Source organism: Methanothermobacter sp. CaT2, from assembly GCF_000828575.1.
In the GTDB taxonomy this organism is placed as follows: Archaea; Methanobacteriota; Methanobacteria; order Methanobacteriales; family Methanothermobacteraceae; genus Methanothermobacter.
In genome coordinates this window covers 922,439-935,000 of the sequence record NZ_AP011952.1, presented here as the reverse complement: position 1 = coordinate 935,000, position 12,562 = coordinate 922,439, and the positions used below count along the sequence as shown (strand labels likewise).

Genomic DNA, 12,562 nt, shown 5'->3' with positions numbered 1-12,562 from the left:
GCGCACTCTGCAAGGACGCTCCCTGTGTGTCCACCAGCATCAACGGGGTCTATGTGCTGTGCCAGTACCTGTATTTCCACAGCCCCACTCACCCGGTGGAGGTCCATGTGCTGCGGTGCCACAGCCATGTTAACCCCGGTCTCATCTGCCACCTCCTGGCATATTGATGCAAGTTCAAGGGCTCTTTCACCTGTTGATTCGAGGTATGTTTTAAAATTCAGTATGACGATGGGTGTGTCCTTCAACTCCAAATCCTCCAGCATGATTGTAATGGATATCTCATAGTATGACTGAGGTGCATTATAAAAATATGGTGGATGGTGCTGATCTGCCGGGTTTGGTTTTTTTGTTTGTCATATACTCATGTTGTGGCTGTGCCGGGCAGAAACCATATTATTGGTGAAAAGGCAGTAAAAAAATAAACCGTAAACATTATACTACATGTTGTAGGTCTTAACAACGGTTGTTGCGCGACCACAGGTTGCAGTATAATGTTTACTTCCATAGCGTTTGGTTACCAGTGACGGTTCAAAGCTTGTCCACCGATCCTCTGAGTAGACGTGGAGCCACCTGTGCCTTGATGATGCTGAGGTTGCACCCTGCACGACCTTAACCTTGTAGCCGTTTGCTGCAAGTTTCCTGGCAGCCCAGTCAGAGAGTCCCCAGCAGTCCCCGTATCCTGTCTTCTCAACGCCTTCAGCTGTGTGTGGGCCGCCTGATCTGTGGTTCAGGTTTTTGTTGATGTAGGATGCAAGCTTCTCAAGGCCCTCATCGCCCTGGAGGTCATTGAGTTCCTCGGAGCTCGCCCTTGTGTACGCTTTTCTGGCTGTTGTGGTGTAGGCTGCATGGGTCCTGTATTTTTTCCTTTTTGTCTTTGTCTTATAGGCAGCCTTTGTTCTGTACTTCTTCTTTGTTGAAGTCCTGTAGCTGTACTTCTTTGAGGTGTCCCTTGAAGCATGGACCTTTGTGTACCTCTTGTACTTGGATGCCGCATCAACCTTTGGGAGGGAAGTGGACTTTGCTGTTATCTTATCGCCACCGGCTTCTGAAAATCCCATCTCCCCGATTGGTATGGTACTCACTGCTACTGCAAGTGCAAGCAGAGCGAGGTAACGCGAGTGTCTCTTAATCTTACCGCCTCCACTGATGGCGGGGTCTACCCGCCGACCTTACCATGAACCTTAATCACATCACCACTATATATAAACCTTTGTTTCCGGAATAAGACAAAAAGGCTTATATAATGCTTTTTTCAGCATTCAGAGGATTCTAATCATGAATTGATAATGGCGCCCCAATACTCTGTTAAAAGGTTTTATTTTTTCTAAAGAAGGAATATGGGACCCTAAAAAAAGCCTAAAAGCTTTTAAATTAAATCAGCACTTCAAGCACATCCAAGCACATTTCAATGGATTCAATTCCATCATGGACTTTTAAGAGAGCTTATATGACAAAACCGGGGATTATAAGACAGTTTAAACAAAGCATTTTTAATAATTATTTTAAATTTATTATTATAAATTCTCTGGCTGATGTGGCTCATGTGAGATGGCTTAACCTGGGCTCATGTAATCCCCGCTGCCCGTGTCCCGGCACTATTGTTTGAATAGGACATACCACCATGTCCACTCAGAGGACATGCGGGCATATATTTAAATGTAGCTGCAGAAATCATATCAAGGGCAGAACATCTGAAGAAAATGTTAGAGATGGGTTGGTCATGTACCTGGAAGAATCTCAGAGAAGAATGGAGAGGATGGGATACCGCTTTGTGGGAGAGCACAGACATTCAGCGGTTAAAACCTGCCTCTGGACAAAGAAGAGCATAGTCAATGAGGGAGTATGCTACAAGGAAAAATTCTATGGAATCAGGAGCCACAGATGCCTCCAGATGTCTCCAAGTGTGCCATTCTGCCAGCAGAAATGCCTCTTCTGCTGGAGGGACCTCTCATCAACAGGGACAGCATGGGAGGGCCCCCATGATGAACCCGCAGATATAATCGATGGGGCCATAGAGGCACAGAGGAAACTGCTATGTGGATACCTCGGCAATGAGAGGGCAGATAAAATCAAGGTGATGGAGTCACAGGACCCAACAAATGCTGCCATATCACTTGCAGGGGAACCAATGCTCTACCCTGACATGGATGGCCTCCTGAGGGAATTTCACAGGAGAAACTTCACAACATTCCTTGTAACCAATGGCCTGGCACCCATGAACCTTGAAAAACTTTCAGAGGAACCCACACAGCTCTACATATCCCTGGACGCCCCTGACAGGGACACCTATAAGGAACTCTGCAGGCCACAGATACCAGGGGCCTGGGATCTCCTCAACAGCTCACTTGAACTCATGCCATCCTTCAGCTGCAGGAAGGTCCTCAGGATCACCGCAGTAAGGCATATTAACATGAAGGATCCTGTGGGGTTCGCCAGGATGATCGAGAGGGCCAGACCCGACTTTGTTGAGGTAAAGGCCTACATGTACATAGGCTACTCAAGAAGACGCCTTGATATAGAGAACATGCCCCTCTTCTATGAGGTCCATGAATTTGCAGAAGAACTTGCGGCTGCATCTGGGATGGAGATTGTGGATGAATCACGGGAGAGCAGGGTTGTTCTTCTGGCTTAGGGCGCCGGATTCTGGATGACCAGACACCACCCTTAAATAATTCATCCACGATAATTATTAATCAGGTGGTAATTATGAGGCAAATTCTTCCATTAATTCTAATTGCATTCCTTGTGGCCGCCCCTGTATTTGCAGTTTCAGGGTTCTCTGTGACACTTGGGGAGGCCACCAGCAGCAATCCGTCATACAAAAGCGCTGTGATGGACTACTTCAAAGCAAAGACAGATAAGGACCTTCAGAGTGCTGATATTAAGATTGTAACAGCATCAGAGGTCAACGAGGTTTCACGGGGCGTCACAGGCCGTGTGTACTCACCATCACAGATACTGTCCTGTGCAATGGTGGACCTCTCCTACAGTGACGGTATCAAGGTCTCGGTTGATACCAGCAAGATAAGGGTTGTAACACCTGAGATGTATGCAAGCGCCCTCAGGTCATCGGGGATAGATCGTGGCTACGTAGTAGTGACTTCACCGGTACCTGCGTCAGGGGAGGCTGCACTTGCAGGGGTCCTGAAATCATATGAGATCGCCGTCGGAGAGCAGATACCAGAGGAGGCCAAGAGGGTATCTGTTGAGGAGATATACCTCCAGAGCAGGCTTGTTAACGAAACAAACGCCACAGGGGATAGGGTGGCTGAACTCTTCGATGAGGTCAAAAACAGGACCCAGAGTCAGAACCTCCAGGACCCCGCTGACATACAGAGGGTCGTGGTTGATGTATCACAGCAGATGAACATCAACCTCACAGAGACCCAGGTCCAGCAGGTTGCCGATTCGGTTGCAGCATCCCAGAGGGTCCAGGGAAGCCTCACAGAATTTAAACAGAGGCTGGAGGGTGTTAGCCAGCAGGTTGGAGGATCAGGTATACTGGACCAGATATATGCGTTCCTCCAGAGCATCTACAACTACATCATGGGGATTGCATCCCCATAGATTATTTTTAGAGTGCCGGAGTTCCAGGGGATTCTAGTGGTGGCATACCTTCCAGCCTGGAGTGGTTCATGGGGTCCCCTTATTCAGGGGCATCCTTTTCGGTGACCGGTCTTCACATCAGACCATAATATATATTGAGGATTATTACAATATCTCCTAATCATGTTGATAGCTCAGAATAACCTTCAGTTCATCCTGGAAGTTGCAGTGATAATCCATGTTGGCATAATTCTGCTCTTCAATGTGGTGGCGGCACCCCTCAGTCTTGTGATGTTCCTGGGGACCGTGCTGACAGTCGCACTTGCACTTATATTCTCACTGGATGCAGCTTTTCTCCTGCTACCCTTCCTATCACACCATGAATTCACCCACCCCTTCGGACCCTTCGCGGTTTTATTCTGGGTTACAATGGTTGCATCCTCAAACCTCCTCACCGAGGCAGGTATAGGATCAGCATCCGTTAAGAAACTTTCACTTCTACTCTTCTTTGTAATAGCCATCTCCGGGGGGCTGATGCACAGGTCATTCCTGGTGCTCTGGCTCCTGGGATGGGCCTTCGGCTATCTCCTCATGTCAAAGAGTTTCAGGAGGAGCACAAAGATAACCAAAAAATCGGTCCTATCATTCATCCTCGCCGGTGCTGGAGCTTTCGCCCTCATGGAGTTCCTCTCGAAGGTCCTCAATAAGAGCGTTCTGAGTCCAATGCTGAGGATCACAAGGCTTGAGGAGAACACGGTTCCAAGCCTTTCACTGGTCCTTAAAAATACGACCTTCTGGGGACATGTGCAGGGTTCCTGTTACTGGAAATCAGCCTGCCTGGGGGGCGCCGATGGATATATCACCCTCCCCATCACCATGATCCAGAACCTGGGGCTTCCATACCACATATTCTACGGGGTTCTGGTGGTTAAGAAGGACTACATCGACTACATGCTACCCGGGATCTTTGCGGTGGCCTTTGACGCGGGCTTCTTTGGGCTGCTCTTCCTCCTCTTCTGGGTTATGATAGTCACCTTCTGTGGGCTCAGTGTTCTCAGGAGGTATCAGGAGCAGAGACTCAACGGTAGCAGGATGTACCTTGGCCGGGAGGCCCTCCTTATAGGGTCCCTTGCAGCATTCCTGTCACAGAGCCTGATGGGCCTCTTCATATTCAACAGGTCATTTAACTCATCAGCCCTTCTCACATACATAATAATATCCGCCCTGGTGATGGCCCACACCGTCACCATCAAGAGGACAATCTCCTGATACTGGTGTGCATTAACCCGACGTTTCAGGGTTTGTTATAAGGAAACAGAAAAAGGGAAGCTGGCTGGAGGTTTTTTCTATTTCCAGAAAAAAGAGAAGGGGAGCTGGAGGTTTAGAGGTTTTTTGCTATCTCAACGGCCTTCTCAGCAGCCCTCTCAAGGGACGTCTCAAAGGGGATTCCTGCCTCCCGCAGGATCCTCTGACCCTCCTCCTCATTGGTCCCTGTCAGGCGTATCACAAGGGGCACATCCCTCCCGGTATTCCTGAGGGCGTTCACAACACCGCGAGCAACGTCATCGGCCCTGGTTATACCGCCAAGGACGTTGAGGAATACAACCCGGACTGAGGGATGGGATATGACGAGGTCAAGGGCCCTCCTTATGACGTCCTCTGAGGCACCGCCACCGATGTCGAGGAATGTGGCGGGTTCCCCGCCCTTCAGTTTTATGAGGTCCATTGCGGTGAGGGTTAACCCGGCACCGTTACCTATAACTGCAATATCACCATCGAGCTTCACAAAGGCAAACTCCTCGGGTTCATACTCCTCCATTTCCATAAATTCCCTGTGGCGGTAAATGGAGTCGTCATCCACCTCAAGCTTTGCGTCTGCTGCAATGACACTGTCCCCTGAGATGACCAGGGGGTTTATCTCTGCAAGCCTGGCATCGTACTTCCTGAAGAGCTGATATAACTTCCAGATCACTCCACCGACAGAGGGTATCAGTTCACTTTCAAGACCCATCTTCCTTGCAATCTCCCTGGCCTCATAGGGAAGGAACTCATCGAGGGGGTTGATGTGGTAGCGCACGATCTTTTCGGGGGATCTGGCCGCCAGTTCCTCTATATCAACCCCTCCCTCGGCACTGGCCATTATGAGGGGCATCTTCGCTGTCCGGTCAATGACGGCACTCACGTAGAGCTCCCGGTCTATGGTTATCTTCTCCTCTATGAGGACCTTCTCAACGGTTTCACCACGGACCTCTGAGGAAAGGAGGTCCCCGGTAACTTCAGCGACACCTGAGGGGGATGCGAACCTTATACCACCGGCCTTTCCCCTTCCACCTGTAAGGACCTGGGATTTAACTGCAACATCACACCCCAGCTCCGCAGCTATCCTTTCAGCTTCTTCAGGGGTCTCTGCAACACCTCCACGGGGGGTGCTTATACCCTCAGCCCGGAATATTTCCTTGGCGCTGTACTCATAGAACTTCATCTGCTTCCCTCCATTATAAGTTCGCGACCGGCCTGGAATGCCATGAGGTTCTTCTCCTCTGTACCTGGGGGTACGCTGTCCTTTATGGCCTCCTCAGCGGCCCTGACACTCACAATCCCTGTTGCCTCGGTGAGGGCCCCGATCATGACCATGTTGGCCACTATGGTTATGCCAACCCTTTCCTCGGCTGTTCTGGTTGCGGGGGCCCTGAAATATTTAACCTCCCTCGCCCTGATGAAATCCTCTATTTCAGCCTCAACAACCATATCAGGGTCAACTATGAGGGTCCCTCCCCTTTTGAGGTCGTCCATGTATGTCAGGAGGGCCTGATGGGACATTGCAACGAGTATATCCGGGCTCTGAACCTTGGGGTAGTCTATCTCATGGTCACTTATCACGACCTCCGCCCTTGAAGCCCCTCCCCGGGCCTCAGGTCCATAGGACTGGGTCTGAACAGCGTATAGACCATCATAGAGACTTGCAGCCTTACCAAGGACTATGCCTGCAAGTATAACTCCCTGTCCACCGAATCCAGCTATTCTGATTTCCTTTCTCACTTCAATCATCCCGGTAAGCTGATCTGATCATATCAAGGGCCCTGCCTGACTTCTCATCAACCATACTGCAGATCTTTTCGCAGAGTTCAGGCTGTGGCCTGTTTGCAAATTCTCCAACTATGATTTTACCCTCAACCTCATCTGGTTCCATCTTAAGGGCCTTCCTCCTGTTAAGGCTGTTCTCCTTCATAAACCTCATCATCTCCACCGGGGAGCGCATCCTGTTTTTCCTCCCGAAGTAGGTGGGGCACTGGGATATGGCCTCTATGAATGAGAAACCCCTGTTCTTCAACCCCTTCTTTATGGAGTTTGCAAGCTGGAGGGGATGTGCGGTGGTCCATCGGGCCACATAACTTGCCCCGGCAGCGGTTACAAGCTCTGCAAGGTCAAATGGATCCTCAAGAGCTCCATATGGTGCGGTGCTCCCATAGCTACCCTCTGGAGAAGTTGGGCTTATCTGACCGCCTGTCATCCCATATATGCTGTTGTTAATACAGATCACCGTCATGTCGATGTTCCGCCTGGCACCATGGATGAGGTGGTTACCTCCTATGGCTGCGGCGTCACCATCCCCTGTGAATACAACCACGTCAAGTGAGGGGTTCCCTAGCTTGAGACCGGTTGCAAAGGATATGGGCCTTCCATGGGTTGTGTGGAGTGAGTCACAGTTAACGTAACCTGGAATCCTTGAGGAGCAGCCTATACCTGAAACCATTGCAATGTTTTCAAAGTCTATGCCGGCCATCTCCATGCCCTTGAAGAAGCTGTTGAGGACTATTCCATTACCACATCCTGCACAGAATATGTGTGGAAGCCTCTCCCTTCTGAGATACCTGAGGTAAGGGTTTTCTCTTTTTTCCATCTAAACACTCCTATCTGTTCATCTTCAGGATCATGTTGAGGATCTCCTCTGGCCTGTGGATCTCCCCACCAATCTTAGGTAGGAGTTCAACCTCAGCCATTCCAGCAGCAACACGCTGAACCTCATAGAATATCTGGCCGAGGTTCATCTCAACCACAAGCAGCTTCCCGGATCTCTCTGCGGCAGCCCTCACTTCGGTTTCAGGGAAGGGCCACGGTGTGTTGATCTTCAGGTACCCTGCCCTGACACCATCCTTCCGGGCCATCTTGACGGCCGTTGCAACTGAACGTGAGGGGGCTCCGTAGGAGATAACAGTTATATCGGCATCCTCTGTCAGTTCCTCCTGGACATCGCTTATCCTGTCCCTGTGCCTGAGTATCTTGTCACAGAGCCTCTTAACCAGCCTGTGGTGTCCCTCAGGGTTTGATGCGTCAGGGTAACCCCTCTCATCGTGTGTCAGTCCAGTTACGGGTATCCTGTAGCCATCACCAAAGGCTGGCATCTCAGGGACACCATCCTCAGGGGCCCTGAAGGGAAGGAACTCCTCCGGGGGAACTGAGGGACCTCTCCTTTTTCTGATCTTCACACGGTCGGGGATGGTTATCTTCTCCCTCATGTGGCCCACTATTTCATCGCCCATGACCATCACCGGGACCCTGTATTCCTCTGCAAGGTTGAAGGCGCGGACCGTGAAATCGAAGCACTCCTGCACCGATGATGGGGAGAGTGCTATGATCTCGTAGTCCCCGTGGGAGCCCCACCTGGCCTGCATCATATCGCTCTGGGAGGCCATTGTGGGCTGTCCTGTGGAGGGGGAACCCCTCTGTACATTCACGATTACTAGGGGTGTTTCTGTCATGGCGGCGTATCCCACGTGCTCCTGCATGAGGGAAAAACCGGGTCCTGATGTGGCGGTCATCCCCCTGACACCACTCCAGACAGCACCTATAACAGCCCCCAGGGCCCCTATCTCATCCTCCATCTGCACAAACACACCACCCTCCCGCGGGAGGAGGAGGGCCATTTCCTCTGCTATCTCGGTTGATGGGGTGATGGGGTAACCCGCGAAGAACCTGCACCCTGCCTTGATGGCTCCGCGTGCGCAGGCATCGTTTCCCTGGATAAAATACTCCTCAGTCATCTTCATACACCACTATCGCCTGATCTGGACACAGGAGCATGCAGAGCTTGCATCCCGTGCATTTTTCCAGATTTTCCGGGACTGGCTCATGCACACCCTTCCTGTTGAGTTCCTCTGATCTAACATAGACCCCTTCGGGGCAGAACTCTCTGCATATGTCACATCCCTTACAGAGATCTGAATCTATCTTTATCATGGTCATCTTCCATCGTGGTTCTTATCTTAGCTTTGCCTTCAGAATTTAAATAATTAATCAAGAATAATATTATTTAGAACTTGGATTGTAATAAATTATCGGGGTGTTACCCTCACCGGAGGTTTTCAGCAGAATGTCCTGTCCGGGGTAAAGATGTGTATATTCCGGTTTTCAGGTTTTCCGGGGCCTATGTAAATCAGATACCTGAGATTCTCCATTTCATGGTTTACTCATTCTTCTATGTACATCAGAGGATACCTGAGTTCCTCCAGGTACTCCATGCGGACGGTTATCCTTTCTGAGCCATGCTCCACGGTCAACCTCACACTCAGCATGTCCCCGGTGAGGGAGACGTAACCGAATTCCCCGGCGGTTTTTCTGATCATCTCCCTGTCTATATGGACCTCAACGTCCATGATGGCTGGCTGAAGTTTTATGGATTCACTGATGGCACTCTCAAGTCCATCGGCTGTCTCGAGGCTGACAGGCGTCCCGGTGAACTGGTGGAAGAGGGCCCCCATACTTATGCCACCCTCGAATATGGCCCTCTCCCGGTCTGACAGGTTTGAAAAGTACTTCTCTCCGGGTTCATTCATATCAAACACCACCAAAATCTTCAGTTTCACTCAATTCCAGTAAAGCATTTCTCTAGGTACTATCAATCACTTAAACTTCACTATTATTCAAATGCCGAGGATGTTATTGAATTCCATTAGCTTATCAGAGATGAATTCTGGAGGTATCGGGAACAGGTATCCCAGCACAAGGAATACAGTCAGTCCGATGACCGCTGCAAGGAGAAACCTCCTATCCTCCTCAACAGGATAGAATCGTGTAACCAGAAGTCCAGCAGATAGGAAACCCAGGATTATTGGAATCGAGTAGTAGCTCTTGGGGTTATCGACCCTGACATTCCTCTGGTAGGGTTTTATACCCTCCAGGTGGCACTCAACTATCAGCCGCTCCCTGGTGGACCCCAGGGGGTGGCAGGTTATGAGGAAAAGCTTCGCACCCTGATTCACCGGCATCTGGTAGGAGGCCGGCACAATGAATGTCCTGTTAACACGGTATTCAGCAAATCCTACGCCCGGCCAGTTCAGGTATACTCTGTCCCCTGCCCTGAGTTTATCCAGGTGAAGGAAGGGGGAACCATAGAGGGTCCTGTGCCCGAAGAGTATAACCGTCCGGTTTCCGGGAGAGTAGGACATGGGTTCATGGTACACCCCGTAGAAGACTGACCTGTTGTTGATGGTCTCTGTGAGGTTTATGGATGGTACTTCAATGACAGGGGTCCTTACATCGGGGCTGTGCACGGTTACCTGGGATGAATAAAAACTCACCTCGATGAGGGCGTAGAGGGATACTATGAACATACCTGTGATTATCAGAAGAGTTGATGCTCTCATGTCCCTGAAAATAAAAAAATGGTTGATGGATCAGCGCATGATCCTTGTGTATGCAACTGCGGCTGCTGTCACCAGCACACCGATCACCAGGGGCCCGTAGGGCGCACCGGTCTTAGCCCCTGAAGTGGATGCTGCTGATGTTCCGGTGGCTCCATAGAGGGTGCCTGGAGGGTAGTATCCGCTGCCCCTTGAGCCGTTACCACTGACCTTGGCTGGCCATTCGTAGGTGTAGACGAACCTCTGTGATGTCTCGGGCTCCATTGTGACATCCCAGGCAGCCACCTGTGTGCTCACAAAGAGGTCATCATCCACGAAGGCCTTCGGGCTGCTGTATATGAGCTTGGAGTTTGCAGGGGCTATTGGGGCCCTAACGATTCCAGAGACGGATTCCTCATCCAGGTTTATCAGGGTGAATCCGAAGGTCCCCTTCCAGTACTTGAGGTCAAGTGAGGGGTTCAGCACCTCTATCTCATTTGGCATGAACCATGAAGCCATGAGGCCTGGCTCGTTTATGAGGGGCCAGTAGTTGCTGTCATCAGATTCAACGTTAACGATGTAGCTTGGTATCTCCCCCATGTCACCTGTGGCCTGAAGACCGAAGGACACGGTCTTTGTCTCTCCAGGCTTAATCTTCCATCCATAGTCCCCTCCAAGTTCAGGACTCCTTGATTTAACCATCTTAAGCGCTGCAGGATCTGTCCACTGAATCAGCCATTTTATGGTGCTGTTCTCAGACAGACTTCCCTGGTATACATGCCCTATCTTGAAGTACTGAACATTGTTATCATTGTTCTTTATCTTAACGGTGATAACAGCTGTGAGATCCTTCAACCTGAAACTTGTTGCTTCCGGCTTCTCCTTGACCCAGGTCTCCTTTGCAGCGGAGCCTGTATCTGAAACTCCCAGGACAGAAATAATAAATATTGCCATTATAGCCATATACACCAATTTTTTCATAAGCATCCCCACATAAAATATTAAATAAGAAATTAATTAATTTTTTGTTTTGGTTAACCGTATATTCTCTGCAGCTCCTGTATCATCCACTGGGGCGCGTTCTGTGTTGGTACTGTAAGGATTATGCTGTTCATGTTCTGTATCAGGAACAGGACATCTTCCCTTGGGACCTCCAGGATGATGAGGTAGTTGGTGTCCAGCTCACCCAGATTTGATGATCTTTCGTAATCTGAGAGTCTTATACCGTAATTCTGGAGTATGGCGTTGATCTCTGCCTCATTGAGTCCTCCTGATGCTGCAGCCCTCAGCAGCTGCTCAACATCAGTTGATGATGCCCTCTCATTTTCGCTCTGTGAGGTTATACTGTTAAGTGTAAGTCTCTGAGTGTTAAGTATTCGCGCATCAACGGCTCCACTGTCCTTTGACCGGAGAATTGCAAGTACGGTGGCACCACTTATACGGGGTGTTGATGTCGCTGCTGATGTGTTGTTGCCGGTCGCATTCTGGTTGAGGTAGACGTCCACCATATCCCCCACACTTATAAGCCCACCGGCGGCCTGCAGTCTTGTTATCATGATGGGCACGGCAACTGTATCCGGGGTCTGGATCTGTGTGTTGGCAAGCACGGTTGCATCTGCCTGGCTCACGAATTTCTTGGCATCATCAACCTTCATTATCACACGTTTCTCCTGGTTGTTATCGGTGTAGTTCACCATGACCCTGCCTACCCGGTCCTTCTTGATGTTAATCTGCTGGTTCTGGTAGGTGCGCCAGGACTGTGTGGCTGGCCCCACAACATCAACTGCAAGGGCTTCCTCCGGCGTCACCGCGGCGTCTATCTGGGCAAGTATGGCCTGTTTCTGAGGATCCGTTGCAAGGGGACCCTTGAAGAGGGCGTCGACCTCGGCGATCTTTGTGGCCTTGGCATTCTGGAGGGTCTCCTGGTATGGCTGGTAGACCAGGAAGTAGTACCCTGCCCCTGCAAGCACAAGGATGATAAGGCCGAATACAAGGGCACCTATTATGGTTCTCTGTTCCTCCTCAGGGATTCTCCTCCCTATACCTCCTGAGGGACCCTCTGGCTTCTTGGGGGGTGGTGTGAGCCTTGGCCTTGGCTTTTCACTGCCTAAACGTGGCTTTGGTTTCTCCCCACCTTTAAGTGGCTTCCGGTCCTCTGACTTCTCAGGAGGCTTCAGTCTCGGGCGGGGTTTGGGCATGGGGCGGGGTTTTTTCTTATCAGAACCACTCCCACCACTGAATTTACCCACAAGTCCCTTCAGTTTACCCCCAATGTCAGAATCGCCTTTATCGTTGTTTTTACGGAGGTCAGGAGGATTATTCTTTTTATCCCTATCATTACCCTTAATCTTGTCCAGCATTCAGATCACATCTCTTTTAGGTAGTATGGGCACTGC

Annotated in this window: 14 protein-coding genes (1 of these 14 only partly in view); 3 read left to right on the top strand and 11 right to left on the bottom strand. The window is 50.3% G+C overall.

The genetic code is table 11. The features are described from left to right. Both tpiA and MTCT_RS04790 read right to left on the bottom strand, forming a co-directional pair. Window positions 1-263: the 5' end (the start) of a triose-phosphate isomerase gene (tpiA, locus tag MTCT_RS04795; RefSeq protein ID WP_048175655.1), read on the bottom strand. Its footprint begins 427 nt before the window's first position; the window shows 263 of its 690 coding nt (coding positions 1-263); it begins with the start codon at window positions 261-263; its stop codon lies beyond the left edge, outside the window. A 174-nt stretch (window positions 264-437) separates the two neighbouring features. Beyond that, complete coding sequence (locus MTCT_RS04790) at window positions 438-1,058, bottom strand: transglutaminase domain-containing protein (RefSeq protein ID WP_048175654.1); 621 nt, start codon at window positions 1,056-1,058, stop codon at window positions 438-440. A 662-nt stretch (window positions 1,059-1,720) separates the two neighbouring features. Here MTCT_RS04790 and twy1 point away from each other — a divergent pair. The 3 genes from twy1 (at window position 1,721) to MTCT_RS04775 (ending at window position 4,815) form a co-directional block, all read left to right on the top strand. Next, window positions 1,721-2,632: a 4-demethylwyosine synthase TYW1 gene (gene twy1 / locus MTCT_RS04785; protein ID WP_048176622.1), complete on the top strand. Its 912-nt coding sequence runs from the start codon at window positions 1,721-1,723 to the stop codon at window positions 2,630-2,632. A 74-nt stretch (window positions 2,633-2,706) separates the two neighbouring features. Continuing rightward, complete coding sequence (locus MTCT_RS04780; protein WP_048060958.1) at window positions 2,707-3,567, top strand: DUF1002 domain-containing protein; 861 nt, start codon at window positions 2,707-2,709, stop codon at window positions 3,565-3,567. A gap of 162 nt (window positions 3,568-3,729) precedes the next feature. After that, a complete protein-coding gene (locus MTCT_RS04775; protein WP_010876668.1) occupies window positions 3,730-4,815 on the top strand; it encodes a hypothetical protein in 1,086 nt (361 codons plus the stop codon). 112 nt (window positions 4,816-4,927) lie between these two features. Here MTCT_RS04775 and sucC read toward each other — a convergent pair whose 3' ends face one another. The 9 genes from sucC to MTCT_RS04730 form a co-directional block, all read right to left on the bottom strand. Then, entirely contained in the window at window positions 4,928-6,028 is a 1,101-nt protein-coding gene (sucC, locus tag MTCT_RS04770; protein WP_048175653.1) for an ADP-forming succinate--CoA ligase subunit beta, read from the bottom strand. Next, window positions 6,025-6,585 (bottom strand): 2-oxoacid:ferredoxin oxidoreductase subunit gamma, encoded by a 561-nt coding sequence (locus MTCT_RS04765; RefSeq protein WP_173402634.1) that lies wholly within the window; start codon window positions 6,583-6,585, stop codon window positions 6,025-6,027. The genes sucC and MTCT_RS04765 overlap by 4 nt, the downstream gene beginning before the upstream one ends. 1 nt (window position 6,586) lies before the next feature. Continuing rightward, complete coding sequence (gene korB / locus MTCT_RS04760) at window positions 6,587-7,447, bottom strand: 2-oxoglutarate synthase subunit KorB (RefSeq protein ID WP_048175651.1); 861 nt, start codon at window positions 7,445-7,447, stop codon at window positions 6,587-6,589. A 10-nt stretch (window positions 7,448-7,457) separates the two neighbouring features. Then, entirely contained in the window at window positions 7,458-8,588 is a 1,131-nt protein-coding gene (locus tag MTCT_RS04755; protein WP_173402633.1) for a 2-oxoacid:acceptor oxidoreductase subunit alpha, read from the bottom strand. After that, on the bottom strand, window positions 8,581-8,784 hold the full coding sequence (locus tag MTCT_RS04750) for a ferredoxin family protein (protein WP_048175649.1): 204 nt from the start codon (window positions 8,782-8,784) through the stop codon (window positions 8,581-8,583). The genes MTCT_RS04755 and MTCT_RS04750 overlap by 8 nt, the downstream gene beginning before the upstream one ends. Window positions 8,785-9,014: 230 nt before the next feature. Next, window positions 9,015-9,380 carry a dihydroneopterin aldolase family protein gene (locus MTCT_RS04745; RefSeq protein ID WP_048175648.1) on the bottom strand — a complete coding sequence of 122 codons (366 nt, stop codon included), beginning with the start codon at window positions 9,378-9,380 and terminating at the stop codon, window positions 9,015-9,017. An 87-nt stretch (window positions 9,381-9,467) separates the two neighbouring features. After that, window positions 9,468-10,190: a class E sortase gene (locus MTCT_RS04740; RefSeq protein WP_048175647.1), complete on the bottom strand. Its 723-nt coding sequence runs from the start codon at window positions 10,188-10,190 to the stop codon at window positions 9,468-9,470. A gap of 30 nt (window positions 10,191-10,220) precedes the next feature. Further along, complete coding sequence (locus MTCT_RS04735; protein WP_231855262.1) at window positions 10,221-11,120, bottom strand: hypothetical protein; 900 nt, start codon at window positions 11,118-11,120, stop codon at window positions 10,221-10,223. A gap of 80 nt (window positions 11,121-11,200) precedes the next feature. Then, the gene (locus MTCT_RS04730; RefSeq protein ID WP_048175645.1) at window positions 11,201-12,526 is read right to left on the bottom strand and encodes a DUF515 domain-containing protein; all 1,326 of its coding nucleotides are present in this window, start codon (window positions 12,524-12,526) and stop codon (window positions 11,201-11,203) included. Window positions 12,527-12,562 lie beyond the last annotated feature (36 nt).

What these genes read in the sequence shown, in the direction of transcription:
- MTCT_RS04790 (WP_048175654.1), bottom strand. Translation starts at nt 1,058, where the DNA reads ATGGGATTTTCAGAAGCCGGTGGCGATAAGATAACAGCAAAGTCCACT.
- twy1 (WP_048176622.1), top strand. Translation starts at nt 1,721, where the DNA reads ATGTACCTGGAAGAATCTCAGAGAAGAATGGAGAGGATGGGATACCGC.
- MTCT_RS04780 (WP_048060958.1), top strand. Translation starts at nt 2,707, where the DNA reads ATGAGGCAAATTCTTCCATTAATTCTAATTGCATTCCTTGTGGCCGCC.
- MTCT_RS04775 (WP_010876668.1), top strand. Translation starts at nt 3,730, where the DNA reads ATGTTGATAGCTCAGAATAACCTTCAGTTCATCCTGGAAGTTGCAGTG.
- sucC (WP_048175653.1), bottom strand. Translation starts at nt 6,028, where the DNA reads ATGAAGTTCTATGAGTACAGCGCCAAGGAAATATTCCGGGCTGAGGGT.
- korB (WP_048175651.1), bottom strand. Translation starts at nt 7,447, where the DNA reads ATGGAAAAAAGAGAAAACCCTTACCTCAGGTATCTCAGAAGGGAGAGG.
- MTCT_RS04755 (WP_173402633.1), bottom strand. Translation starts at nt 8,588, where the DNA reads ATGACTGAGGAGTATTTTATCCAGGGAAACGATGCCTGCGCACGCGGA.
- MTCT_RS04750 (WP_048175649.1), bottom strand. Translation starts at nt 8,784, where the DNA reads ATGATAAAGATAGATTCAGATCTCTGTAAGGGATGTGACATATGCAGA.
- MTCT_RS04745 (WP_048175648.1), bottom strand. Translation starts at nt 9,380, where the DNA reads ATGAATGAACCCGGAGAGAAGTACTTTTCAAACCTGTCAGACCGGGAG.
- MTCT_RS04740 (WP_048175647.1), bottom strand. Translation starts at nt 10,190, where the DNA reads ATGAGAGCATCAACTCTTCTGATAATCACAGGTATGTTCATAGTATCC.
- MTCT_RS04735 (WP_231855262.1), bottom strand. Translation starts at nt 11,120, where the DNA reads ATGGCAATATTTATTATTTCTGTCCTGGGAGTTTCAGATACAGGCTCC.
- MTCT_RS04730 (WP_048175645.1), bottom strand. Translation starts at nt 12,526, where the DNA reads ATGCTGGACAAGATTAAGGGTAATGATAGGGATAAAAAGAATAATCCT.